Below are 25,237 nucleotides of genomic sequence, written 5' to 3'. Positions count from 1 at the left end.
CTCAGTTTCCCGGAAAGGCGGGTTTGCGTTTTTCGGCAAAGGCCGCGACGCCTTCGGCCTTGTCGTCGCTGGCCGAAATCATGCCACTGCCAAGCGCATCGATCATGGCATCGCGATCCTCACCCACGGCGGCATGGATCATGTATTTCGCAACCTCGGTGGCGCGCGGTGATGCTGCCTGCAGCCCCTCTGCAATCTGCCGGGCCACCTGCAGCGGCGCGTCCGCCACCTCGGCGACAAATCCCAATGCCAATGCGCGATCCGCCGAAAGACGCCGCCCGAACAGCGCCATTTCCTTCAAAACCGGCTCTGGCAGCAGCCGCGCCAGCCGCTGCGTGCCGGACCAGCCGGGAACGATCCCGACCTGCGTTTCCGGCAAGGCCAGCGTTGCACCCGGCGCCATCACCCGGATGTCGCAGGCAGCGGCCAGTTCCAGCCCGCCGCCAAAGGCATGGCCCTGCAAAACCGCGATTGTGGGTTTGGACAGACGCGCCAGCCGGTCATAGATGCGGTGCCCGTCGCGGACCCAGTCGCGGGCGAAATCGGCGGCGGACAGCGGCGCCCATGCCTTGATGTCAGCCCCGGCACAAAAGGCGCGATCGCCTTCCGCCACCAGCAGCACCGCACGAACGCCCGGATCGCGATCCAGCGCGTCGCAATGGGTGGCCAGTTGCAACAGCATGTCGGGCGTAAAGGCATTCAGCTTGGCCGGGTTGTCCAGCCGCAGCGTGGCAATCCCGCCCTCGGCGGTCAGGTGAATGGTTCCTGTCATAGAGGCAACTCCATCGGGGCTTCGGCCAGCAGTGATTTCGGCATCACCGTAGCGTTTTCGGCCAGGCCGACCCGGCCCTGCGATGCCGTGATGATATCGCGCTGCGGGTCTATCCCCGGCATGATCTCGGTCGCGACCAGACCCTGCGCGGTCAGCCGGATCACGCAGCGCTCGGTGATATACAGCACGTCCTGCCCCGTCTCGACCGCGCGGGCGCCCGAAAAGGTGACATGCTCGACCTCGTCCACCATCTTGGTGAACTTGCCCGGCTTGGCGATGCGCAGCGCATCGTCGCTGAGGTCAAACTGCGCAGCGGCCTCGAAAAAGCCGGAAAAGACGATCTTGCGGGCATTGGCGGTGATATCGACAAAGCCGCCACAGCCGGCGGTCAGATAGGGTTTCTTGCCGAGTTTGGAGACGTTCACATTGCCCTGACGGTCCACTTCGAGGAAGGACAGAAAGGACATGTCAAAGCCGCCGCCCTGAAAATAGCTGAACTGATTGGGCGAGGGCACATAGCCGTAAGCGTTCGAGGCGCAGCCAAAAGCAAATCCGGTCAGGGGCATGCCGCCCACCGCGCCCTGTTCGATGGCCCATGTTACCGCCTGCGGTTCACCTGCCTCCAGCAGGATGCGCGGCACCATGGCTGAGATACCGAAACCCAGATTGGCCGTCTGACCCCGGCGCAGTTCCATCGCGGCGCGGCGGGCGATGACCTTTTCGACGCCGTGTTCCGCCAGAGAAAAACTGTCCCAAGGGCGCATCACCTCGCCACTGATGGCGGGGTCATAGGGCGTTTCGGTCGTTTGCCATTGATCCGGCGCGACCACGATCAGATCGACCAGATGGCCCGGTACATGCACATCGTGGGGACGCAAGCTGCCCGCCGCCGTCACGCGCTTGACCTGCGCGATGATCAGCCCGCCATGGTTGCGGGTGGCGATGGCCTGATCCAGCCCCCCCAGATAGGCGCCCTCATGTTCATAGGTCAGGTTGCCATGCTCGTCCGCCGTGGTCGCCCGGATGATCGCGACATCAGGCACGATATTGGGAAAGTGCAACCATGTCTGGCCGCCGAACTCCTGCCGGTGGACAATGGGCGCAGCCGCCGCCACATCATTCATCGCGCAGCCCTGCCGGATCGGATCGACAAAGGTATCCAGCCCCACGCGGGTCAGCACACCGGGCCGCCGGGCTGCCACATCGCGGTGCATGTCGAACATGATCCCTGAGGGCACGTTATAGGCCAGCACCCGGTCCTCAACGATCATCTTCCAGATTTCGGGCATTGGCAGGTTCGACGAACCAGACGGGTAGGACCCGCCCAAGATCCGTTTTAGCAGCCCGTCCCTGGCGATGTGATCGACACCTTTGACGCCGTACATATCGCCCGCCGCAATCGGATGCAGCGTGGTCAGGTCGCGGGGATGGCCCTCGGCATCAAACCGTTCCCCAAGCGCCTTGAGGACCGCATCAGGGCACCCAAGCGCCGATGAGGATGAAACGGTCACCACCGCATTGTCCTTGATCCGGGATACCGCCTCGGCTGCGCTGACGATCCTGGTCATCAGATGCCACCATAATCAACGTCGGTGCGGCGACCGCTGCGGGCTGCCTCGGCCACGGCCATGGCGATGGCCAGCGAGCAGATGCCGTCGCGCCCATCCGCAGCAGGGCGACCCTTGCCGGCGACCGCATCGGCAAACAGCCCGACCGCGCGCTCATAAAGGTTGTGGTCCGAGAATTCGATCGCCTCGACCCCGCCTTCGATGCGCAACTCGATCTGGCCAACGGGCTGCTGGGTCATCACATTGCGCGCGATGACCGATCCCTTGGTGCCGTGGATCTCGACGCCAGAGCCGGCGAAACGATGGGTAAAGCTTTCATGCGCCTGAACCTGCGTACCCGAGGGCATTTGCCAGACCGACATCACGCTGTCCTCGACCCCTTTGCCCAGACCTGATTGCGTCGCCATCGCGACCACCGATACAGGGTCTTCGCCCAGATGAAAGCGGACCGTATCGGCGTCATGCACAGTGATATCTGGTATCACGCCGCCGCCAGCCGCCGGATTGTCGACGCGCCAGCCCTGCAGATGTGGCGGCAAATAGACAGCGTGGAACACCCGAAGGCTCAGCACCTCACCCAAACGCCCCGATTGCACCAGATCACGGATCGCCAGATGGCTGCCGGCATTGCGCAGATGATGATTGGTGGCAAAGACCAGCCCGGCCTGTTCAGCGGCGCGGACCATGGTCACGGCATCGGACACGCTCATGGCCAGAGGTTTTTCGCACAGCACATGCTTGCCGGCCTTGATCGCCGCCATGGCCTGCGCAAAGTGCTTTTCATTCGTCGTCGAGATATAGACCGCGTCCAGATCTGGATCGTCCAGCATCTGGTCCAGATCGGAACAGGCGCTCTCGACCCCATGCCTGGCTGCATAGTCGCGCGCACGATCCGCGCTGGAGCTCAGCACTGAATGCATCGTGCCGCCACCCGCGCGCAAGGCCCCGATCATGTGATCCGCCGCGATATTGCTGGCCCCAATCAATCCCCAACGCATCGCAGCTCCTTTCAGACAGATCGCTTTAAACAAAGAATTAGAACGTTCCAAATATGTCGTCAAGCGTCTGAATCACGGCTTGATCACGATATTCACCGAATCCGCCCGGCCTTTGACATCGATCACGGACAGTCGCGTCAAACCGGCGCGGGGCAGATCCAGTTCCAATGCCGTCTCGCTGCGGGCAATGGCGACGGGGCGACCATCGGCCAGCCAGGTAAAGGGCGGCGCGCCGTTTCGGACCTTGACGACCAACCGACCAAAGGGGGCCTCGATCTGCGCGCCGTCGGGCGGAAAGACCATCTGCGGGGCATCTGGTGCGCGCTCCGACAGCGCCTCGCCCGGCGGACGAAACCGGCGCAAGGGCGCAGGCAGGCGCGCCGTGGGCAGGATCAGTGTCGCATCGGGTGGCGGCGGCAGGGGGCTGCCGCCCGCCTGCGCGCGGTCGAACAGTTCGAACAGCACCGGCGCGGCCAGATCGCCACCGAAGGCACCCGGAACCGGTGTGCCATCGGCGCGACCCATCCAGACGCCGCCGACATGCGCGCCGTCAAAGCCAACAGCCAGTGCATCGCGGTGGCCATAACTTGTCCCGGTCTTATAGGCGATGCGACCACGGGCAGCCCCGGCAGGCGGCGGCACTTGCGACAGAATATGGCCGACCTGCCAGGCGGCAACATCGCCCAGAAAGCGCCGATCGGTTCGCCCACCCATACCGGGCAGTGGCGACAGGGCGACGGCCTTTCCGCCCGCCGCCAAACCGCCATAGGCCTGCACCAGCGCGGCAAGGCTTACACCCGCACCCCCAAGCGCGACGGCCAGTCCGGGCTGGCCGCCCGGCACCGTCAGCGGCGCGCCGGCTCGGTCCAGCGCGTCGATCAACCGGGCAGGCCCAACCGCGTCAGTCAGCCGCACAACCGGAATATTCAAAGACGCCAGCAACGCATCGCGCACCGTCACAGTACCGCGAAACTGGCGGTCGAAATTTTGCGGCGCATAGCGGCCATAGGCCACGGGCCGGTCCTCGATCAGCGTATCGGGATGGGCCATCCCATCGTCAAAGGCCAACCCGTAGACGAACGGCTTCAATGTCGAGCCGGGCGAGCGCAGCGCATCCGACATCTGGACAAAACCGGCGCGCGCGGTGCTGGTCCATTCGGCCCCATCAACCTGCGCGAGGATCTGGCCCGTTCTGTGATCGGCAAGCAACATCGCCACGGTGACTTCTGCGGTCTGCCCGGCCACGGCGCGCCGCGCCAGCGCCTCGGCTGCGCGCTGCAGATCAGCGTCGATGGTGGTGGCAATGCGGGCAGCATCAGGGTTTTCCCAGTGCAACCGCGCTGTCAGATGCGGGGCAAGTGCGGGAAAGGGGCGGCGTGTCGCGGGCAGGGTGGCCAGACGCGCGGCGCGGGCCTGATCTTCCTCGATCACGTTGGCTGCCACGGCGCGGGCCAGCACCCGGTCAACGGCCCGGCGCGCGGCATCGGGGTTGCGGTCGGGCTGGCGCACAGCAGGCGATTGCGGCAGGGCCACCAACAGGGCCGATTCCGCCGGGGTCAGGCGTCGTGGCTCCTTGCCGAACCATGACAGGCTGGCGGCGCGAATGCCCTCGAGGTTGCCGCCATAGGGTGCCAGCCGCAGATAGAGATCCAGGATCTGCTGCTTGTCCAGACGCCGCTCCAGCGCCAATGCGACCCGCATCTGCCGCAGCTTGCCATCCCATTGCCCGGTCGGCCCTTCCTCCAGCAGTCGCGCGACCTGCATGGTCAGGGTCGAGCCGCCCGAGACGACCCGCCCCTCGCGCAGCGCCTGCCCGGTCGCGCGCAAGAATGCCAGCGCATCGACGCCGGAATGGTGCCAAAAGCGACGGTCCTCATAGGCCAGCAGCATCTCGACAAAGCCGGGATCAACCGGGCCGGGCTGCAATCGCCAGCGCCCGTCAACCACCACAAAAGCGCGCAGCAATGTGCCGTCGCGCGCAACGATTTCGGTGCCGGTGGGCACGATCAGCGACGGCAGACGCGTCCGCGTCACCCAATCTTCCACGCCGTCGCGCCCTGCACCTACCGCCAGCAGCAGGCCCGCCAGCAGGAACAATCCATGGCGGCGCAGCCAGCCCATGCTACTCGGTCACGCTGACCCGGCCCGCAGCGGTCCAGCCGCGCCAGTCGGGGCGGTACATGTCCATGACGCTGGCCGCCGGATGAAGAAAACTGCCCGGCGTAATTGCCCGAACGTTATAGGCCAGCCGGAAACTGTCATCCGAGGTCCAGTCGACCGCCGTGATGAACCGGTCATCGCGGAATTCCGAGGCCTCGACATCGGACAGGGCATCCAGCCAATCAAGCGCGCTGTTATCGCCCTGCCGTATCAGATGCGGGTTCTCGATCTCAAAACCCGCCGGCAGAGGATCATCCACGATCAGTCGCCCGCCACCCGATTGATGCGGCGTCACCGTCAAGACGGCGACCAGCCGGTCACCCTGCAAAACACTGGCCGGATCGACCGGCTGGCCGTCATGGTCATAATAATCGCGCGTGATGGTGTACCCCTTGCCGCCAGCCGGTTCAGGCACAGTGGGCACGCCCGTCAGGGTCAGCGTCACCAGTTCCTCGCGCCCAGAACCATTATGCACCAGCGCGCCGCCATCGGCGGTGACGTCACGGATCAGCGCGCCGCCCAGAGCCTGACCGTTCAACGTAAACCCGCCACCATCGCCCGAGACCATCTGGCCCGCCGCCATCAGCGACCAGACGGCCTCTTGCGGCGAAAGGGTCTGGCCCTGCAGCGCCCGCTCAAGACTGTCGCCCAGCCCATCCAGAGGCACAGCCTGCGTGCCCGCGCCCGCGGCCAGCGCCAGAACGCCGGCCAGATCGCGCAGCCGGGTGCCGTAATCGGCGCGGAATACATAGGGTTCTTCGCCTTGCGGGATCAGCATCCGCGCCACGCGGGCGAACATCGCATCGGCCCGGCGCTGATCGCCATACATGGCCAAGGCCGCACCCACCTGCGCCACGGCCAAAGGCGTGCCGAAATCGCCGCCCTTTTCATCGGCATAGTAGCGCAGATCGCCCACCGGCACCGCACCCTCACGCGCCAGCACCATCAGCGCATAGGCCAGCGCCTCGCCGCCGCCATTGCTGTCGGCATCGAAATCGGCTGCATAGTTGACCTTGTTGCGTAGCCGGTCCAGCGCCATCCGAAACGCCTGATCGGGAACATCATGGCCGGCAGATCGCGCCCTCGACAGGAAATCGGTGACATAGGCATTCAGCCAGTCATCGCCGTTCTCGGGCGACCACAGGCCAAAAGCACCGCTGGCAGCCTGCCGGGTCAGCACGCGCGCAATCGCCTGATCGACGCGTTCTGCCGCGCGGTCCGCATCGGGCATCCCCTGCGCGGCGGCGGAAAAGGCCAATAACGGCATCGCCTTCGAGGTGATCTGTTCCGTGCACCCATAGGGGTAATCGGCCAACCCGCGCAGCATCGCCGCCGCATCGAACCGCGCCGCCGGACCAAGCGCAAGGGTCGCACTGCCGGTGCCGGGCTGCATGTTTTCCAACAGCTCTGGCGGCAGCGTCAGATCATCGCCCGAAGCCAGCCTGAACTGGCTTTCGCGGCTGATCGTCGCGCCATTGGCAATGACCGGGATGGTCAGCGTCTTGTCCAACTGCCGGCCATCTGGCGTTGTCACCGACAGCGCCAACTGCGTGGCGCCAACGGTCTCGGGCGCGGTGATCGGCAGCGACAGGCGCTGCGTTTCCTGATCGGTCAGCGTCACCGTCGCGGGCAGATCGCCAAGCGCCAGACCCTGCCCGCTGGCCGCCAGCCCGATCTGACCCGAGGGACCGCTGGCATGGGTCAGTTCCAGCAGCACCCGCGCCTGGTCGCCGGGCGCAAGAAAGCGCGGAGCGGATGCGGTCAGCACCACCGGATCGCGCACCAGCACGTCCTGGCTGGCCTGTCCGACACCCTTGTCGGACCACATTACCGCCATCAGCCGCACGGTTCCGTTGAAGGCCGGCAGCGGGATTTCCAACTGCGCGCTACCATCTGCGGACAGCGTGACCGGACCGGAGAACCAGCTTAGCAACTCGTCCGTTGGGGGCGGCGATTGCGTCGAAAGCTGCGCCATGGCATCGCCACCGGACCGGATCGCGCCTTGCGCGCCGGCCTGCCCGTCGATCAAGCGGCCATAGATGTCGCGGATCGCCACGCCCAGCCTGCGCTGACCGAAATAATGCGCCGAAGGGTCCGGCGCGTCGAAACCCGTCAGGTTCAGGATACCCAGATCAACCGCAGCCAGCGTCGCGTGCACCCTCTGCCCCGCCGCGCCATCGACGCGCAGGGTCACCGGCAGCACGCCGCGCGGATCGGCCTCTGCGGGTGCGTCGATCGCGGCAGTCAGCGCCCGGTCGCCCGGCTCGATCGCGGCATGGGCCAAGCCCAGTGCACGCACCGGCGCATGGCCGCCATCGGCACCCACCGCGCGGATCGCGCTGGCCGTAACATATGCACCGGTCCCCCAGGCATCCGTCACAGGCAGATCGACCCGGTTTTCGCCGGCCTCAACGGGCACCAGCTTCAGATCGACCACGCGATTGGTCAGAACCGAGATCAGCGCCACGCCATCCTCCGGCGCGTCAATCAGCGCCACGGCCGTATCGCCGGCGCTGTAACGCGCCTGATCCATCGCCACCGACATCCGGTCAGGCGTCTGCAAAGAGCCCGCAACCGTGTACCAGCCGGAATCGAAATCATAAGACGCCGCGCCACCGCCCTGCGGGGTCACCACAATCTCATATCGCCCCCAGTCAAGCGCCAGCGAAACCTGCGCCGGCGCATCGGCCAGCAGATCGACATTGCCTTCGCTGACCTTGTTGCGGCGGGTGATCATCTCGTAATCCCAACGCCCGTCCATCGAATACCATTGATAATCGGTCTCGATCCGGTTCACGACCCAGTCTGCCGGGCCGGCGATCTGCTGACCGTCGGGGCCGATGCCCAGAACGGCAAAGCCTGCCTCGACGCCCTCGGCAACGGCGCCATCTGCAAACAGGGGCCGAATGCCCGCTACGGGTTGATCGGGCAGCACCGTGCGGCTTTCGACACGTTCGACCGGGCGGCCCGATCCTTCGCGGACCGAGACGATGAAATCCGCCGTCAACGGTCGCATCGCCTGCGCCGCATCTTCGGGCAGGCTGGCCGTCATCAGAAGTTGTCCCTGATCATCGGTCACACCGGGCGACAGATATTCGGTCCGGGGGCTGAACCGTTCATCATACCGCCCGAAATGATAGCCCTCGAAATCGGGCAGGCTGTCGGTCGCGGACAGTCGTGTTTCGCCCTCGACCTCGAGCCCGGCACCGGGTGCGCCAAAGAGATAGCGCACATCCAGCGCGATTTCGGGCAGCGCGTCCATGGCCAGCGGCCCTTGCGGGATCTGCACCGTGAAATCCAGCCGCTCGGGCAGGAAGTCCTCGACCAGCAGGCGCGCCGAGGCCAGCGGCGGCGCATCCGGATCGGCCAGGACATCGACCCGCCAGGTGCCGCGCGGGGCGGTCACGGGCAAGGCGAAATCAGCGGTATGGCCGCCTGCACCGGCCTCTGGTGCAATCTGGCGGGTCAGCTCGACACCATCGGGGCGCGTCAGCACCGCCGTGAGTGGCAAGCCTGACAGCGCCCGCTGATCCGCGCCACTGCGCGCCAGAATGGTCGTTTGCACGGTTTCGCCGGCGCGGTAGGCCCCGCGATCCGTCGTCAGAAACACATCGACCGGCGGCGCGGGCGGCATCCCCTCGACGCCCCTGTCAGACAGGTCGAATTCGGGATCGGTCAGCGGCAGGAAGGCCATGTCATCGCCATCTGCCACGGTAATCGCGGCAGGCGCGGCATTGCCCTGGCCAGAGGTCACATCTGCGGGAAAGACGACCACGCCCTGATCATCGCTTTCGGCCTCGGCCAGCACCTCATTTCCGCGCGACAGCAATGCCACCCGCGCGCCGGAACGCGCTGCGGTATCGGTCAGACCGCGCAGGATCACATGCATCCCTTCGCTGCCCTGAAGCGCAGAGATCCCCAGATCCGAGATCACGAACCACTGCGTCGCCGGGGCGACCTCGTTGGGGCTGGTATCAGGCACTTGCGCCTGCAGCGCATAAATGCCGGTGCCAAGCGGTCCGGTTATCTCCTGAATGGGCAGGCGCGTTGTCATTTCGGCGTTGAGATCACCACCTACATCGGCGTGACCTTCCCAGACCACATCGCCCATGCGGTCGGTCAGCGCCTGCTCGGACCAGTAATCCAGCGGGCGGGCCATATAGCCATCGCGCAGGGTCTGCACCAGATTGCGATCAGAGACCCGGATCAACCGCAGGTCCAGCACGTCGGTATTCACGGTCACCACCGGCAGCCCGGCATCGGCCATCCGCGGCAGAATATAGTTGCGGCCCTCGAACCGTACCATCGGCGCGCGGTCGCGAATATATTGGGTCATCTGAACATCGCGCCCCATTGCATCGCCCGATGCCGAGGGCAGGCCCTGCCGGAACGTCAGTTCATAGCGCGCGCCATGATCCAGCCCTGCGACGCAAACCCGATCGGTTTCAGCCTGAACGGACATCCCGGTCTGGGGCAGGGCAACATAGGGCGTGTAGTCCAGCGATTCTTGCAGTTCCTCGTTGAACAGCGCGCAGATGCGCGGCAAGGCCAGATCGGATTCGACGACCTGATCGGTGATGCGAAATCCGTATTTCTCTTCGGCGTCCTGCAAGGCCAGCGCGATATCCTGACGCTGGTCCAGCCCGTTGGCCAGACGCAGCGCCGACAGCGCATCACGGCCACGGTCGTCATCCTCGAGCACCCTCGCCAGCAGAAACAGCGCCTCGGCAGCGGTGGCATCGCCCTGGGCCCGCAAATAGGCGTTGACCGCAGCTGCCTGCGCCGCTTGCCGGTCAGCCCGGTCCGAACCAAGCCTCAGAGCCAGTTCCGCAAATCCGCCCCAATCCTCGGCACGGTCATCCACGGCGATGGCTGCGCCCAGCAAACGCTGTCCCTGCGCAAAATCGCCGTTGTTCACCGCCTCGCGGGCAAAGCTGGACAGCGCGGCCCCGTCCAGCCCGCCGGTCATATGGTCCGACATGCTCTGAGCTTGGCTGAGCGCCGACTGCAGCAAACCCCGGTCAAGAAACGGCGCGGCATCCACGCGACGTTGCGCCAGCGCCTGGACCTCGGCAGTGGCATCGATCGCACGAGCAGAAAACGCCCCCGGAAAGGGCTGCGCCAGTGACGCAGATGATTTGGGAAAACAGGCCGATGACTGCGCGTTATAGGTGACCGCCATGCAGGCGCTATCGGCCATGCAATTGCGCAGGCAGGCATCCATGCTGGTGTCGAAAATCTGCCGCAGATCATTGCCGGGCAGGTCGGTATCCTGCGTGATGGCCATCCGCCTTGGCGGGATCAACGGTTCGTCCTGCGCCATGACGGGCGGCGCGTACGATGGGACACTCAAAGCGGCGAGCAGAGCGGCAATCGTCAAACGGCGCATCGGGACCTCGGCAATTTTCCGCCGTGATCGTTGCATGGCTGTCGATTCCCGACAATGGCAAAGCCGGGCCAAATCGCGGCCCGGCCTCAAGGTGGTGGTCTGCGCGTCTTATTCAGCCGCCTCGGCATAGCTGTCGAGCGGCGGGCAAGTGCAGATCAGATTGCGGTCGCCATAGGCATTGTCGACCCGCCCGACCGGAGGCCAGTACTTGTCCACCCGGAACGATCCGGCGGGAAAGCAACCCTGTTCGCGGCTATAGGGCCGGTCCCATTCCGCGACCAGATCCTCGACCGTGTGCGGGGCATGGCGCAGCGGACTGTCCTCGGCTGCGATGCGGCCCTCGGCGACCTCGGTGATCTCATCGCGGATCGCCAGCAGGGCGGTGATAAAGCGGTCGATCTCGGCCTTGGTTTCGGATTCCGTGGGCTCGACCATCAACGTACCCGCGACCGGCCAACTCATCGTGGGGGCGTGGAAGCCGTTGTCGATCAGGCGTTTGGCAATGTCGTCCACGGTCACGCCATGTTCGGCAAAGGGGCGGGTATCCAGAATACATTCATGCGCCACGCGGCCACGATTGCCCATGAACAGGATCGGATAGGCGCCCCCCAAACGCGATGCGATATAGTTCGCGTTCAGGATCGCCACCCGCGTCGCCTGGGTCAGCCCTTCGCCGCCCATCATCAGACAATAGGCCCATGAAATCAGCAGAATGGAGGCGCTGCCGAAAGGCGCTGCCGACACTGCGCCGCTGTCATCCTCGCGCGGATCTCCGGGCAGATGCGGCGCCAGATGCGCCTTGACCCCGATCGGCCCCATGCCCGGACCGCCGCCGCCATGCGGAATGGCGAATGTCTTGTGCAGGTTCAGGTGGCTGACGTCGCCGCCGATCTCGCCCGGCTTCACCAGCCCGACCAGCGCGTTCATATTGGCGCCGTCGATATAGACCTGACCGCCATGATCATGGGTGATCTTGCAGACGTCGCGCACAGTGTCCTCAAAGACGCCATGCGTGCTGGGATAGGTGATCATCACGGCTGCCAGCTTGTCGCCAGCCGTCGCTGCCTTTTCGGCGAAATCCTCAAGATCGATGTCGCCGTTTGGCGCGGATTTCACCACGACAACCTTCATCCCGCACATCTGCGCGCTGGCGGGGTTGGTGCCATGCGCCGACATCGGGATCAGGCAGACATCGCGCTGATCATCACCATTCGCGCGGTGATAGGCCTGAATGGTCAGCAGCCCCGCATATTCCCCCTGCGCGCCGCTATTGGGCTGCATCGAAAAGGCGTCATAGCCGGTAATCTCGCACAGCTTGGCGTCCAGATCGGCGATTGCCTCGGCATAGCCCGCCGCCTGATCACGCGGCGCAAAGGGATGCAGCGCACCGAATTCCGGCCAGGTGATGGGCATCATCTCGGCTGCGGCGTTCAGCTTCATCGTGCAGCTGCCAAGCGGGATCATCGCCCGGTCCAGCGCCAGATCGCGGTCCGACAGACGTCGCATATAGCGCATCATCTCGGATTCCGCCCGGTTCATGTGAAAGACCGGATGGGTCAGGTAATCGCTGTCACGCAGCAGATCGTCGGGAATGGTCGGGTTGTCCGCAGCCGAGGCCAGATCAGTGATGCCAAACGCGTTCATCAGCCGGGCGACCACGCTGGCATCGGTGGTTTCATCGACGCTGATCCCCACGCGGTCACGCCCAACCTTGCGCAGGTTGATCCCCCGCTGCTGAGCGGCAGCAAGGATGCCCGCCTGACCCACACCGACCTTGACGGTGATCGTGTCAAAGAACGCATCCGGCGCCACGTCAGCACCAGCCGCACGCAGCGCATCCGCCACCGTCACCGCGTTCAGATGCACCCGCTGCGCAATGGCGCGCAGACCCACAGGCCCGTGAAACACCGCATAGAAGGACGCCATCACCGCCAGCAAAGCCTGAGCGGTGCAGACGTTCGAGGTCGCCTTCTCGCGCCGGATATGCTGCTCGCGCGTTTGCAGCGACAGGCGATAGGCCTGATTGCCACTGCTGTCGACACTGACGCCGACGATCCGCCCCGGCATAGCGCGTTTCAGCGCGTCGGTGCAGGACATAAAGGCGGCATGTGGTCCGCCGTAACCCATCGGCACGCCAAAGCGCTGCGACGAGCCCACGGCGATATCTGCGCCCATGGCACCGGGCTCTTTCAGCAGACACAGCGCCAGAAGATCCGTGGCAACGACCGCGAGGGCCTTTGCCTCGTGCAGCACCTCGATCTCTGGCGTCAGATCACGGATATGGCCATAAGTGCCCGGATACTGGAAGATGGCTCCAAAAACCTGATCGGGCACCAGATCATCGATGGAGCCCTTGATGATCCGGATACCCAACGGCGCGGCGCGGGTCTCGATCACCGAAATCGTCTGCGGATGCAGATCATGGGCCACAAAGAACGCATCCGCACTGGATTTCGCCTGCCGCCGGGCCATCGCCATGGCTTCCGCCGCTGCCGTGGCCTCGTCCAGCAATGACGCATTGGCCACGGGCAACCCGGTCAGATCGGCCACCATGGTCTGATAGTTCAACAGTGCTTCCAGCCGCCCTTGCGCAATCTCGGGCTGATAGGGGGTGTAGGCCGTGTACCAGGCCGGGTTTTCAAAGATATTGCGTTGAATCGCTGGCGGAGTGACGGTGCCGTAATAGCCCTGACCGATCAGGCTGGTCATCACCCGGTTCTTCTTTGCGACCTCTTCCATCCGCGCCAGCAACCCGGCCTCGGACAGCGCCGCCCAGCTCAACGGCTGATCCTGCCGGATTGCCTGGGGGACGGTCTGTTCGATCAGCGCGTCCAGACTGTCCGCACCGACGGCCTTCAGCATATCCGTCATCTCGACAGGCGAGGGCCCGATATGTCGCCGGTTTGCAAAATCATCAGGGTTATAGTCGGTGGGGTTCCAGCGGGTCATCATCGCCATCCAGTCAAAGTGATCAAGCCGCAGACAGGCCCGTCATCGGTGTGAAAATATCCTCGGGGGGTCCGGGGGGCAGACAGCCCCCCGGCCATCGCCGGGCCATAAGGCCCGGCAGCTCAGTCAGCCGATCAGCGCCTTATAGGCATCCTCGTCCATGAACGCCTCGATGGCGCTCGCTTCACTGGGTTTGATCTTGAAAAACCAAGCGGCCATCGCATCGTCGTTCACGCCGCCCGGCGCATCGCCCAGGTCGTTGTTCACCGCCGTGATCACGCCCGCAACCGGCGCGGTGATGTCAGAGGCCGCCTTGACGGATTCGATCACCACGATCTCTTCGCCGGCTGCGACCTCGCGGCCCTCCTCGGGCAGTTCGATGAACACCACATCGCCCAGCTGCTCGCTGGCATGGGCGGTGATGCCGACGACAATCTCATCACCTTCGGCGCGCAGCCATTCATGGTCTTCGGTATATTTCAGCATAGGGTCCTCAGCGTTTGTAGGAAGGTGAAATGAACGGCATGGCAGCCAGCCGCACCGGCATCCGCTTGCCGCGCAGCTCGGCCCAGACCTGGGCATCGCTGGACAGGTCAGCAGGCAGATAGGCCATCGCCACCGGCCCGCCGACCGAGGGGCCAAAACCCCCCGAACACACGGTACCAATCTGGGTCCCGCCGGTCTCGGCATCGAAGATCGCCACGCCTTCACGGATCGGCGCACGGCCTTCGGGCCGCAATCCGACCCTGCGCGTGGCGATGGATCCTTGGGCGATCTGGTCCAGCACATGCGCCGCGCCCGGAAAGCCGCCTTCGCGCGCGCCGCCCTGCCGCCGTGCCTTGCCGATGGACCAGGTCAAGGCGGCCTCTACCAGGGTCGTCTCTTCGGTCAGATCATGGCCATAAAGCGGCATCCCCGCCTCAAGCCGCAGGCTGTCGCGCGCCGCCAGCCCGATGGGCATGACCTCTGGCTGATCCAGCAAAGCCTGCGCAAAACCGGCCAGCTTGTCCTGCGGCACAGAGATCTCGAACCCGTCCTCGCCGGTGTAGCCGGACCGAGACACCCAAAGCCCGGCCCCATCCCAGTCAAACGTGGCCACATCCATGAATTTCATCGCCTCGACGCCCGGCAACACCTGCTGCAGCACGGCAACCGCCTTGGGGCCTTGCAACGCCAGCAGACCGCGATCGGTGATCGGCTCTACCTGCACCGCGTCCAGCGATTGAAGATGCGGAATATCGTGATCGGCACGCGCGGCATTCACCACCAGCAGATAATGATCGCCGCGATTGGCGAACATCAGGTCATCCAGAATGCCGCCCTCATCGTCGGTGAACAGCCCATAGCGCTGACGCCCCTCGGGCAGGCTCAGCACATCAGCGGCGATCAGCGATTCCAGCGCCAGCGCCGCGCTGGCCATATCGCCATCCTTGGGCACGATGCGCACCTGCCCCATATGCGACACATCAAACAGCCCCGCCGCTTCCCGCGTGTGCAGATGTTCGCCCAGAACGCCCTGCGGATATTGCACGGGCATGTCCCAGCCCGCAAAAGGCACCATCTTGGCGCCCTGCGCGACATGCAGATCGTAAAGTCCGGTTCGCTTCAGGTCCTCGGCCATGGGCCCTCCTTCAACTGGCGCCGGTGGCCCGGCATCTATCGACCGGCAGGTTGCCAGTCCAAGATGCCCCCTCTGTCCCTGCCCGCACCGCGAACGCCTGAGATCGTTATCCCTTCGGCGGGCCGTTGCCGACCACTCTCCAGAGTTCTGCAGGAAACGGTCCTTTTGCCTGAGAGTTCGCCGGGGCGGCTGCTCCTTCGGCACTGGCGCCTGGCCAGCTTCTCCCGAATTCCTAGGTCGATCTGGTAGCCGCAGTCAGAAAACAAGGCAAGGGTTTTGTCGTGAACGGGACCCCAGGTGCCGCTTTCCTGCCGGCCTTCAGATTGACAGCGCCGTGCGCCCTGCGCGACAAACACCGCAGTTCAACGGGACGCAGCGTGGCGCGCAAGTTTTTTCAGATCGGTTTCAACAAATGCGGCACAACCTTCATAGAAAGGCTGTTTCACATGAATGGTATCCCGGCGCTGCACTGGCTGAAAGGCGCGCTGGCCGACGATATCGCCTATTCCAAACTTGTCGGACGACCACCCCTGCAGCAATGGGCGGCGGAGGCGACCGTCTTTACCGATATGGAATCGATCCGTCATATCAACATGCCGGTGATCGAGGGCTTTCGTGAATTTGCCTTTCTGGACCAGCACTTCCCCGACGCGATCTTTTTGCTGAACACGCGGCGTGTCGATGACTGGATCAACAGCCGATATGTGCATCTGGGCGGCAGCTACGCGCGCGCCTTTGCCCGCAATCTGGATGTCGGGCTGGCCGATCTGGCCGATATCTGGCGCGAGGACTGGCGCGCCCATCACACAGCCTGCCGGTCGCATTTCGGCACCCGCGCGGAATTCATCGAGATCGACATCGACCACGCAACCCCCGAGGATTACCGAACCGCGCTATCACCCTGGTTCGACCTGCCGAAGATCCCCGATCTGCCAGACGACAAGCGTCTGGACCGGCGCAAAAGCTACGCCGTGCAATTGGCCGAGACACTGGCCGCGCCTCAACCCGGTGACGGCATCACGACCGACCAACGAGAGGCCGTGGCGGGCGTATTAGCGCGCTTTGCCAGCCCTCAGCAGATCCAGCGCCACGATCAGGCAGGCGACGCCGTTCAGCGCCATATCGTTCGCTTTGACGCGGCCAGGGCACAACTGCACGACGCCAAGGGCAAGCGTTTGGCAATCCGGCGCGGCGGCGATGGCCGTTATTACGCGGACCCGCTGAGCAAGGGGTTGTTGCTGATCGCAGCCACCGCGAATGACATATCGGGCGTCACAGATCAGGGTGTCTATGATCTGGACATGCGCGACGCCTGCCGCATCGGCACAGGCCCTCGCCTGCGCAGTGCTGGGCCCGTCATCGCGCCAAGTCGCAGACCCGGTGCGGAAAACGTCTTTCTCTGGCCCATGCCGCGATATCACCGGTTGGGCAACAATGCGTTTCTGGGACCAGATCCGAACGCCGCGACACCACTGGACCAACGGCAGGACCGGGCGGTCTGGCAGGGCGGACTGACCGGCTATCTGCGCGGGCAGAATGGCCCAAATCTGAACCAGCCCGCCGGCAGCGCGGTGGATCAGGTGCTGAAATCCGCGCCCGGCTCTGCCCAGGGCGAGGCCGCGCATCAGGCGCTGCGCAGGGCCAACCGGATCGCCTTTGTCCGTGACTGGCGCAAGACCGAGGGCGTGGATGTCCGGCTCTACCCCGATCCACGGGCCAAGCAGGCGCTGCGCAAGGCCGGCATGGGCAATCTGATCACCGATGGAGCGACCCAGGATCACCTGCACACGCATCGCTATGTGATTTGCCTGGGCGGCGCGCCACTGGCCGAGGAATTCCTGCCTGCGCTGAATGCAGGCGCGGTGGTGCTGAAAGAAGAGGATGGCTGGCAGTTCTACAATTCCTGCCTGCTGCATGCCTGGGAGCACTATATCCCGCTGGAATACGGAGCGGGCGATCTGGCCGACAAGCTGGACTGGGCGCGGGCCAATCCCGATGCCTGCCAAACCATGACCGAGCGCGCCCGCCGGGTCTGCGCCGCACTGGCTGACCCCGCCGGCCGCAAAGGTCATCTGGAACTGGTGCTTGAGGCTTATCGCGCAGCGAAGGGGCAATCGGTCAACGGCTAGGCCTTTGGAAAGACGAACACCCGGTCACGCCGCAGCATCAACCACATCGGCGTGCCTGCAGGCGGCAGAAACGCCCCCGGCACCGTCGCGCTGAGTGTGATTGCATCCTGATCGGTGACAAATTCGACCAGCGATTCCCGGCCCAGATAGCGCGCCCGAACCACGCGTGCATGGGCCGCCGACCCGTTTTCCGCTGTCGGGGCCGGTCCCTGACCGTTGCGGTCAAAATCGATCTTGAGGTGCTGGGGGCGAATGACGATTTCGACCTCGGTGCCGTCCTTCATCCCGGGCGTCAGGAACTCTCCGAACGGCGTGCGCGTCAGAGCGCCCTTGACCCGGCCAGGCAAGATATTGAGATCGCTGAAAAACCCTGCCACCCGCCGATCCGCGGGCGCATTATACAGGTTATAGGGCGCGCCCTGCTGCACGATTCGCCCGTCCCGCATCAGCAGGATCTGGTCGGCCATCCGCATCGCCTCGACCGGCTCATGTGTGACCAGCAGAACGGCGGTGCCTTCCTCTTTCAAAAGCGCCAGCGTTTCGTCGCGAATGCCGTCGCGCAGACGTTCGTCCAAGCCGCTGAAAGGTTCGTCCATCAGCAGCACACGCGGTCTGGGCGCCAGCGCACGAACCAGCGCAACCCGCTGTTGTTCACCGCCGGATAGCTGGTGCGGATAGCTGTCAATATGGTTGCCCATCTGCACCCGGTCCAGCAGCTCGGCCACGCGATCACGGTTGGCCTGCGCGCCGCCCCTGAGACCGAAAGCCACGTTTTCGGCGACGGAAAGATGCGGAAACAGCGCGAAATCCTGAAACATCAGCCCGATGGCGCGGCGTTCAGGCGGCACCCGGAACACGGTGTCGCAAACCAGATTGCCATCGACGCTGATCCGGCCAGAATCCTGCATGTCGACCCCGGCAACGATCCGCAAGGTCGTCGACTTGCCGCAGCCAGACGGCCCAAGCAGGCAGGCAACCTGTCCCGCCAGCACCGAAAAAGAGACGTCATCCACCACCGAGCGGCCATCGAAACGGCGGGTCAGGTTCTGAACCTCTAATCGGGGTGGGGTGGACACGTTTTGGCCGATGCTTTCTGTCGGGTTTCGTCGCAGGTATCAGCGCCGCACCGCGCTCGCAACCCGTTCCATTGGCTGCCAGGCGTGGATCGGCGCCAGATCCGGCAAGGATGCGGCCCAGACCGCCCCGCCACCCGCCGGTTGATCGGGGCGCCTGCGGGGATCATCGCCCGACAGCGCGCACCAGCACATCGTGCCGATGCCACCATGCCCGATGATCAGCAAATCGCCGTCCCCATGATCCGCCACGTGCCGCCGGATCGCCGTCATTCCCCGGCGCTGCACGTCAGATGCGCGCTCCCATCCTTCGGCACTGTCTTGCGGGTCGGCGAAAAACGCATCGGCCAGTGCTTCGTGCCGGTCATGAGGCACATAGCCGGTGCTGGATCGGTCGATCTCGTTCAATGCCGGATCGCTGCGCGGCGGCAGGCCCAGTATGGCAGCGATCATGGCAGCCGTTTCGCGGGCCTTGACCTCTGCGCTGCTGACGACCGCGCTGGTCGCAGCCAGCCACGGCGCATCGGCCAGCGCCGCAATTCGCGCCCGGCCCTGATCGGACAGTGGCCAATCAGGCACCGGCATATTCGGATCGATCGCCACCTGCGGATGGCTGAGATAGCGCAGGACGGCCAACGCTCAGATCGTCGCGTTCAGCGCGCCACCATCCAGCAGAATGTTCTGGCCGATCATGAACCGTGCATGTTGGCTGCACATGAAAGCGCATGTCGCGCCGAAATCCTCGGCCGTGCCGTAGGTATGGGCCGGAATATTCGCCTCGCGACGCTTGCGGGCCTCGTCCACGCTGATGTTCTCGGCCTTGGCAACGCCACCATCGAGGCTGGCCGCACGGTCGGTCGCGTGAATGCCGGGCAAGAGGTTGTTCACCACAACGCCGCTGCCAGCCACCTGACGCGACATGCCGGCGACAAAGCCGGTCAGCCCGGTCCGTGCGGTGTTCGACAGACCCAGAACCGGGATCGGAGAACGCACCGATTGCGAGGTGATGTTGACCACACGACCCCATCCCCGATCCATCATCCCCGGCACCAGCGCCTGCATCAGCGCAATCGCCGTCAGCATGTTGGCATCCAGCGCCTTGATGAAATCGTCGCGACTCCAATCGGTCCAATTGCCGGGGGGCGGACCGCCGGCGTTGTTGACCAGTATGTCCGCCTGACCCACGGCCTCGAGAACCTTGGCGCGCCCTTCCTCGGTGGTGATATCGGCCGCCACCGGCACGACCTCGACCCCGTATTTGTCCGCGATCTCACGGGCGGTCGCGGTGATATCCGCCTCGGTCCGGCTGTTGATGACCAGATCCACGCCGGCCCCTGCCAGCGCCTCGGCGCAACCCCGGCCCAGCCCCTTTGAGGCGGCGCAAACAAGCCCGCGCTTACCCTTGATACCCAAATCCATGATTGTCCTCCGACAGGTTTCGCTACAGGGAAGCGCGCAAGACGGGCATTGTCAAATCCCGGTGTCGATTGCGTCGCGGATCGCCCGCATATTATTACCGTAGACTTCGGGCGCGCCGACCGAGCCGCCCTTGAACACCGCCGAGCCTGCAACCAGCACATCGGCGCCGGCCTTTGCGACCAGCGGGGCGGTCTTTGCGTCGACGCCGCCATCCACCTGGATATGGATGGGCCGATCACCGATCATGCCGCGCAGGCGGGCGATCTTGTCGACCTGGCTATGAATGAATTTCTGCCCGCCGAAACCGGGATTGACCGACATGACCAGCACCAGATCACACAGATCCAGCACATATTCGACCGCCTCAACCGGCGTTCCCGGGTTCAGCGCCACACCGGATTTCTTTCCCGTCGCCCGGATCGCCTGCAAGGTGCGGTGGATATGCGGGCCGGCCTCGACATGGGCGGTGATCAGATCGGCGCCTGCCTCGGCATAGGCCTCGATATAGGGGTCCACCGGCGCGATCATCAGGTGCACATCCATGAAGGTCGTCACATGCGGACGAAATGCCTTAACCGCAGGCGGGCCGAAGGTCAGGTTCGGCACGAAATGCCCGTCCATCACATCGACATGCACCCAATCGGCCCCCTGATCCTCGATGGCCCGGATCTCGCGCCCGAAATCGGCGAAATCGGCAGAGAGGATGGACGGAGCGATCTTGATCTTGCGGTCGAATGTCATGGGACGGCCCTCGAAGTGCTGGATGGCGCACCCTTACGGTCCCGGCACCTTCCACGTCAATGAGAACCGGCCTCTGACCTGGGGTTCGCATGGCGCAAACGGCCCCAACCTCCCGCCATCCGGGGCAGCGATCGCTGGTCACAGACTCAAAAACACAGGAGCTCGGCCTCAGCCTCGGCGCGGCGCAATGTCGCGACGTATTCGGTCATTTCGGGCATGCCGCGAAACATGCTGGCCCGTTCACCCGAAACCTGACGCATCCGCAGTACTGTCTCGGCTGCGACGTAGTCCTCGTAACCGATCACGCTGGCGATCTGGTCGATGGCGCAGGAACAGCGGTCCAGCATCTCGCGGGTCTGACCGTTGGTGGCCATGCAGGCGAACACGTATTCGGCCCGTGCATTGGTCGGGAAATCATTCAGTTCTTGCGCGTTTGCCATGGGCGCCGCGCAGATCGCAAGGGCAGCAACTGCGACCCTCATTGCATCACCAGACGGTTGAGATAATCCAGCGCCTCGCCGTCGGTGCTGGCGGTCATTTCGCGGATCGGCGCGTCGGGGTCGCCGATGATGAAGACCAGTTCCAAGGTCTCGAAACCGCCCATCCGATCCGCGTTGCCATCGCCTTCGAAAGGTTTGAACCGCGCCTCGACCGTATCGCCATCTCGGCTTAGGCTGCCGCCACGAAACAGCGCGTCCTTCATCCTGTTCCGGATATAGAACGGGCTGCCGCCGGTCAGCGCGGCCATGTCGCGGGCTGTGCGTTCAAGAAAGAAGGTCAGGACCGGATCGCCGCCTGAAATGGGATAGGGGCCGATGACGCGATCATATGTGCCCTTACGATGGGTCAGCTGCAGGATCGGTTCCCCATCTGTCGGATCGATCGCCTCGGACAGCGTCAAGCGGCCATCCTCGACCGTGCGAAAGCCCTCGGCCGCAGGGCCCTGAACCGTCTCGGTCCAGACCAGTTCCTGCGTACCCAGAGACCAGGGTCCGCGCTCGGCAAAGACAGCATCGCCCGCCTCGCCAGCGGTCAGCGGCAGAGCCGGCAGCATCAACGCCACGATCCAGCAAAGAATGTTCTTCATGCGGCGCCTTCTCCCCCAGAGTTCGGTGTCAGATTGGCCCAGCCATGCTGTGCGGGCAAGGGCCGGCACCGCGGCCTCACTCATAGGTCGCAGATCGTCAGGACAGCAACTGTTCCAGCATGGTCCGCAGGTCGGCGGGGCGAACCGGCTTTTCCAGCAGCGGCACCCCGATATCGGCGCAGGCGCGGGCGATGGTCGGGTCGCGGCGCGCTGTGACCATGACTGCCGGGATCGGCTGACCGGCGGCTTCCCTCAGTGCGTTGATGGCCGCAATGCCTGTGTCGCCGTCATCCAGATTATAGTCCGCCAGAATCACGTCCGGAGGATCATCGCCCATGGTGGCCAGCGCCTCATCGGTGCCGCCGGACAGACGCGCGATCATGCCCAATTGCCCCTGCAGGATCATCTCATAGCCGCAGCGCATGCCCACATCATTCTCGATCACCATGGCAAGGCGACCCTGCAATGTGCCGCTATGTCCCGGCCAGACACAAAAGCCCATCGGGTCGGCCTCTGCGGTCAGCGGCAGACCCGCGCGGAACACCGTGCCGCGCATCGGCTCGCTGTCAAGTTTCAGCGGATGACCAAGCTTGGCACAGGCGCGGCGCACGATGGACAGGCCCAGCCCCATGCCAACCGCCCCCGGATCACTGTTCAGCCGCTGAAATTCGCCAAAGATGCGGTTGCGGTCGATGGCCGGGATGCCAGGTCCGGTGTCCCAGACCTCTAGCCAGGCCAGAGACCCGCGCGGGCGCATTCCCACCAGCACCCCACCGCGCGGCGTGTATTTGATCGCGTTAGAGATCAGGTTCTGGGCGATCCGCCGCAGGAAAACCGGGTCGCTGTCGACCACGGCAGAGGTCGGGGCGAAACGCAGCCGCAGACCCTTGGCCTCGGCAGTCGGGCCAAATTCATCTGCCAGCCGCATGAACATGCGGTCCATCGCCACGGGTTTGCGGTTGAATTCGATCCGCTGGCTGTCCAGCCGTGCAATGTCCAGCACCGCATGCATCAATTGTTCGACCGACTCGAAGGCGCCCGTCAAACGCGCCGCGATCTCTTGCTGTCCGTCATCCAGATCGGTCCCGGCCAGCGCATCCAGAAACAGCCGCGCCGCCGAAAGGGGTTGCAGCAGATCATGGCTGGCCGCGCGCAGAAAACGGGTCTTGGAGCGGTTTGCCTCTTCCGCCGACGCGCGGGCGACGGCCAGTTCGCGATTTCGCTGCGACAGATCCGCCAGCGCCTGTTCCAACTGTGCCGTGCGGGTGGTGACCTCTTGTTCCAGCGCCACGGCCGCCTGGAACATCGACCAGGCAGAACCGCGCGATTCCTCCAGCCGGTCGACGCGTTCGATCAGCGCATTGGCGATCCGGCCCAGTTTCAGCGCACGCCGGTCGGCGCTGTCATCATCGCGCAGCATCACGGCGCCTCTGCCGGCGGCAGGATCGCCAGACCGACGAATGTCTGGTTCACATGCATGGCGCTGTGCTGTTCGCCATAGGTGTTGAAACCGACGATGCGGTAGCGCGCGAACAATTCGGACATCTCTCGTTCCAGGCCTGCCCGTTCCAGCGCCAATCGGCGCAGGATGCAGTCAAAGCCCAGCACCATAAGCGGCGGGCGCGGCAGCGCCTCCATGGCCTCGGCAAAGCCGTGAGTCAGTTCCTCGGCCCGGCCCAATGTCAGCACCGAGCCGACGTCGATCGCAGACATCAGCGCCAGTCCGCCGCATTCTGTCCGCGCGCTGATGGCGCGAACATGGTGACGGCGACCGACATGCAGCAGCAGCGGGTGTCGCGCGAAATCTGTAGGCGTCAGATCGGCCTCGGGAATGCCGGTCAGCCGGGCATATTCCTCGGCTGCGGGTTCGGCGTTCAGTTCCAGGATGATCCGCTGTTCAGGAATGGCCGCTGTCACGACCGCGCGTGTCGCGGTCGGGCTGAAATGGGCGAATGTCACCTCGCTGACCGGCAGCGCGCTTTCGATCAGCACGAACACCGCCACATCGGACTGGACCTCGCCATCGGCAATCATGCAGGTCCGTGTGAACTCCAACCCGTCGCCGGCCGAGCCGCCCAGCACAGGCACCGCCGGCAGTGCGGCCTCTATCGCGGCGGTCAGCACCTCTTCCTTGCCAGCGAGGCCGTCGGAAAACAGCAGGCCGAACAGGCCTCTGTCGCGATCCCCCGCGAAATGGGCGTGTGTTTCGCGTAACTGCGTCATCCACCGCGACACCGGGATATGCGCCAGATCGCGCAACACGACCACCTCGGCGCGAAAGGCGGTGCGCGGAAAGCCAATCGCCAGGATCTTGCCATGGCAATACCCCTGCGGCCCGATCTCGCCCGCCGATGAACATCCCGCCACGCGGCAATCCGGCAGGGCACGGTGCAGCGCGCGCGCCAGCGGCGCCAGCGCCTCGCGGGGCGAGCCGAACAGGATCACCAGCGCCGGCTCAATCGCGGCCATGTCGCGGATCACCTGGTCCGCGCCATCCGCGTCCTGGCCATCCATCAGAAGGATCTGCGGCCCCTCTGGCTGGCCAGCGCCGTCCTGCATTATCCGGCCTCGAACAGCTTGACCGTATTGGCCAGCAGCACCGCCTGCGTGCGCCGCCGCGCGTTGATCTTGGACATGATCGCGGTGATATGCGTCTTGACGGTGGCCTCGGCGATGGACAGCTCGTAGCTGATTTCCTTGTTCGCCTTGCCCTGACAGATCAGCCGCAGAATCCGCATCTGCTGAGGGGTCAGGCTGGCAAAGCGGCGGGCCAGATCGGCACGGGCCTCTTCTTCCTCTTGCGCCAGTTCCGGCTCATAGCCCTCGGGCGTGACCGTCTCGCCGCCCCACATCCGGCGCAGGCTGTCTACCAGCGCCTCGCGGCCCAGTGATTTGCTGATATAGCCCTGCGCCCCGGCGGCAAGCGATGCCTGGATCTGGCTTGCCTCGATATCCGCGGAAATCATGGTGATCGGCACCTCAGGCAGCAAGCGGCGCAGGGTCACGATGCCTTCAGCGCCGCGCGCATCGGGCAGGTTCAGGTCAAGGATCACCGCATCGGGCGCACCCTGCGACTTGATCTGTTCGACCGCAGCACCAAGACTGCGCGCCGTTCGCACATGTTTCAGCCCGAAACTGATCTTCAGGGTCAGCGCCAGTGCATCGCACATCAGCGGGTGATCATCGACGATCAGGATCTCTTTGACCTGTTCTGCCGACAGCCGCTGCACCGACGCGGCTTTGTCGGCTTCCGTATCGGCCGGCATATTGCACTTCCTCCCAGGATGATCGAAACCTGATTTCAACGGCTTCGTTCGACCAGATTGTAGAA

18 protein-coding genes and 1 riboswitch are annotated in these 25,237 nt (G+C 64.6%); of the genes, 1 reads left to right on the top strand and 17 read right to left on the bottom strand.

Features of this window, described 5'->3' with window-relative positions; translation table 11 throughout:
- Window position 1: 1 nt before the first annotated feature.
- The 8 genes from CUV01_RS07775 to gcvT form a co-directional block, all read right to left on the bottom strand.
- Complete coding sequence (locus tag CUV01_RS07775) at window positions 2–772, bottom strand: enoyl-CoA hydratase/isomerase family protein (protein WP_101459970.1); 771 nt, start codon at window positions 770–772, stop codon at window positions 2–4.
- A complete protein-coding gene (locus tag CUV01_RS07770) occupies window positions 769–2,340 on the bottom strand; it encodes an acyl CoA:acetate/3-ketoacid CoA transferase (RefSeq protein ID WP_101459969.1) in 1,572 nt (523 codons plus the stop codon). The genes CUV01_RS07775 and CUV01_RS07770 overlap by 4 nt, the downstream gene beginning before the upstream one ends.
- Complete coding sequence (locus tag CUV01_RS07765) at window positions 2,340–3,338, bottom strand: Gfo/Idh/MocA family protein (RefSeq protein ID WP_101459968.1); 999 nt, start codon at window positions 3,336–3,338, stop codon at window positions 2,340–2,342. The genes CUV01_RS07770 and CUV01_RS07765 overlap by 1 nt, the downstream gene beginning before the upstream one ends.
- 72 nt (window positions 3,339–3,410) lie before the next feature.
- Window positions 3,411–5,459, bottom strand: coding sequence for a penicillin-binding protein 1C (gene pbpC / locus CUV01_RS07760; RefSeq protein WP_101459967.1), 2,049 nt, complete (start codon window positions 5,457–5,459; stop codon window positions 3,411–3,413).
- Between the two features lies 1 nt (window position 5,460).
- Window positions 5,461–10,887 (bottom strand): alpha-2-macroglobulin family protein, encoded by a 5,427-nt coding sequence (locus CUV01_RS07755; protein WP_101461943.1) that lies wholly within the window; start codon window positions 10,885–10,887, stop codon window positions 5,461–5,463.
- A 108-nt stretch (window positions 10,888–10,995) separates the two neighbouring features.
- A complete protein-coding gene (gcvP, locus tag CUV01_RS07750; protein ID WP_101461942.1) occupies window positions 10,996–13,836 on the bottom strand; it encodes an aminomethyl-transferring glycine dehydrogenase in 2,841 nt (946 codons plus the stop codon).
- A 126-nt stretch (window positions 13,837–13,962) separates the two neighbouring features.
- Window positions 13,963–14,319, bottom strand: coding sequence for a glycine cleavage system protein GcvH (gene gcvH / locus CUV01_RS07745; protein WP_198731923.1), 357 nt, complete (start codon window positions 14,317–14,319; stop codon window positions 13,963–13,965).
- A 10-nt stretch (window positions 14,320–14,329) separates the two neighbouring features.
- Window positions 14,330–15,457, bottom strand: a complete 1,128-nt coding sequence (gene gcvT, locus CUV01_RS07740) for a glycine cleavage system aminomethyltransferase GcvT (RefSeq protein ID WP_101459965.1) — start codon at window positions 15,455–15,457, stop codon at window positions 14,330–14,332.
- A 147-nt stretch (window positions 15,458–15,604) separates the two neighbouring features.
- Window positions 15,605–15,694, bottom strand: a riboswitch (glycine riboswitch).
- A 209-nt stretch (window positions 15,695–15,903) separates the two neighbouring features.
- On the opposite strand from gcvT, the gene CUV01_RS07735 reads away from it, so the two are divergent.
- Entirely contained in the window at window positions 15,904–17,586 is a 1,683-nt protein-coding gene (locus CUV01_RS07735) for a glycosyl transferase family 90 (RefSeq protein WP_157994809.1), read from the top strand.
- On the opposite strand, the gene CUV01_RS07730 is transcribed toward CUV01_RS07735, so the two are convergent.
- From CUV01_RS07730 to CUV01_RS07690, 9 genes are all read right to left on the bottom strand, one after another.
- Window positions 17,583–18,662 (bottom strand): ABC transporter ATP-binding protein, encoded by a 1,080-nt coding sequence (locus tag CUV01_RS07730; RefSeq protein WP_101459963.1) that lies wholly within the window; start codon window positions 18,660–18,662, stop codon window positions 17,583–17,585. The genes CUV01_RS07735 and CUV01_RS07730 overlap by 4 nt on opposite strands.
- 39 nt (window positions 18,663–18,701) lie before the next feature.
- Window positions 18,702–19,295, bottom strand: coding sequence for a histidine phosphatase family protein (locus tag CUV01_RS07725; protein WP_101459962.1), 594 nt, complete (start codon window positions 19,293–19,295; stop codon window positions 18,702–18,704).
- A 3-nt stretch (window positions 19,296–19,298) separates the two neighbouring features.
- Window positions 19,299–20,078, bottom strand: coding sequence for an SDR family oxidoreductase (locus CUV01_RS07720; RefSeq protein WP_101459961.1), 780 nt, complete (start codon window positions 20,076–20,078; stop codon window positions 19,299–19,301).
- A gap of 51 nt (window positions 20,079–20,129) precedes the next feature.
- Window positions 20,130–20,819, bottom strand: coding sequence for a ribulose-phosphate 3-epimerase (gene rpe, locus CUV01_RS07715; RefSeq protein WP_101459960.1), 690 nt, complete (start codon window positions 20,817–20,819; stop codon window positions 20,130–20,132).
- Between the two features lie 146 nt (window positions 20,820–20,965).
- Window positions 20,966–21,259: a hypothetical protein gene (locus CUV01_RS07710; protein WP_232962607.1), complete on the bottom strand. Its 294-nt coding sequence runs from the start codon at window positions 21,257–21,259 to the stop codon at window positions 20,966–20,968.
- A gap of 38 nt (window positions 21,260–21,297) precedes the next feature.
- Window positions 21,298–21,906 (bottom strand): hypothetical protein, encoded by a 609-nt coding sequence (locus tag CUV01_RS07705; RefSeq protein WP_101459958.1) that lies wholly within the window; start codon window positions 21,904–21,906, stop codon window positions 21,298–21,300.
- A 97-nt stretch (window positions 21,907–22,003) separates the two neighbouring features.
- Complete coding sequence (locus CUV01_RS07700; RefSeq protein WP_232962604.1) at window positions 22,004–23,326, bottom strand: ATP-binding response regulator; 1,323 nt, start codon at window positions 23,324–23,326, stop codon at window positions 22,004–22,006.
- Window positions 23,326–24,465 carry an FIST N-terminal domain-containing protein gene (locus CUV01_RS07695; protein WP_101459956.1) on the bottom strand — a complete coding sequence of 380 codons (1,140 nt, stop codon included), beginning with the start codon at window positions 24,463–24,465 and terminating at the stop codon, window positions 23,326–23,328. The genes CUV01_RS07700 and CUV01_RS07695 overlap by 1 nt, the downstream gene beginning before the upstream one ends.
- The gene (locus CUV01_RS07690) at window positions 24,465–25,172 is read right to left on the bottom strand and encodes a response regulator transcription factor (RefSeq protein ID WP_101459955.1); all 708 of its coding nucleotides are present in this window, start codon (window positions 25,170–25,172) and stop codon (window positions 24,465–24,467) included. Before CUV01_RS07690 ends, CUV01_RS07695 begins: the two co-directional genes overlap by 1 nt.
- Window positions 25,173–25,237 lie beyond the last annotated feature (65 nt).

It is taken from the genome of Paracoccus tegillarcae, assembly GCF_002847305.1.
Classification (GTDB): Bacteria; Pseudomonadota; Alphaproteobacteria; order Rhodobacterales; family Rhodobacteraceae; genus Paracoccus; species Paracoccus tegillarcae.
Note: the sequence above shows the minus strand (reverse complement) of the source record. Positions and strands in the feature narration are given on the sequence as shown.

Excerpts from the sequence above, each read along its gene's own strand:
- CUV01_RS07775 (WP_101459970.1), bottom strand. The coding sequence starts at position 772 with ATGACAGGAACCATTCACCTGACCGCCGAGGGCGGGATTGCCACGCTG.
- CUV01_RS07770 (WP_101459969.1), bottom strand. The coding sequence starts at position 2,340 with ATGACCAGGATCGTCAGCGCAGCCGAGGCGGTATCCCGGATCAAGGAC.
- CUV01_RS07765 (WP_101459968.1), bottom strand. The coding sequence starts at position 3,338 with ATGCGTTGGGGATTGATTGGGGCCAGCAATATCGCGGCGGATCACATG.
- pbpC (WP_101459967.1), bottom strand. The coding sequence starts at position 5,459 with ATGGGCTGGCTGCGCCGCCATGGATTGTTCCTGCTGGCGGGCCTGCTG.
- CUV01_RS07755 (WP_101461943.1), bottom strand. The coding sequence starts at position 10,887 with ATGCGCCGTTTGACGATTGCCGCTCTGCTCGCCGCTTTGAGTGTCCCA.
- gcvP (WP_101461942.1), bottom strand. The coding sequence starts at position 13,836 with ATGACCCGCTGGAACCCCACCGACTATAACCCTGATGATTTTGCAAAC.
- gcvT (WP_101459965.1), bottom strand. The coding sequence starts at position 15,457 with ATGGCCGAGGACCTGAAGCGAACCGGACTTTACGATCTGCATGTCGCG.
- CUV01_RS07735 (WP_157994809.1), top strand. The coding sequence starts at position 15,904 with ATGAATGGTATCCCGGCGCTGCACTGGCTGAAAGGCGCGCTGGCCGAC.
- CUV01_RS07720 (WP_101459961.1), bottom strand. The coding sequence starts at position 20,078 with ATGGATTTGGGTATCAAGGGTAAGCGCGGGCTTGTTTGCGCCGCCTCA.
- rpe (WP_101459960.1), bottom strand. The coding sequence starts at position 20,819 with ATGACATTCGACCGCAAGATCAAGATCGCTCCGTCCATCCTCTCTGCC.
- CUV01_RS07710 (WP_232962607.1), bottom strand. The coding sequence starts at position 21,259 with ATGGCAAACGCGCAAGAACTGAATGATTTCCCGACCAATGCACGGGCC.
- CUV01_RS07705 (WP_101459958.1), bottom strand. The coding sequence starts at position 21,906 with ATGAAGAACATTCTTTGCTGGATCGTGGCGTTGATGCTGCCGGCTCTG.
- CUV01_RS07700 (WP_232962604.1), bottom strand. The coding sequence starts at position 23,326 with ATGCTGCGCGATGATGACAGCGCCGACCGGCGTGCGCTGAAACTGGGC.
- CUV01_RS07695 (WP_101459956.1), bottom strand. The coding sequence starts at position 24,465 with ATGCAGGACGGCGCTGGCCAGCCAGAGGGGCCGCAGATCCTTCTGATG.
- CUV01_RS07690 (WP_101459955.1), bottom strand. The coding sequence starts at position 25,172 with ATGCCGGCCGATACGGAAGCCGACAAAGCCGCGTCGGTGCAGCGGCTG.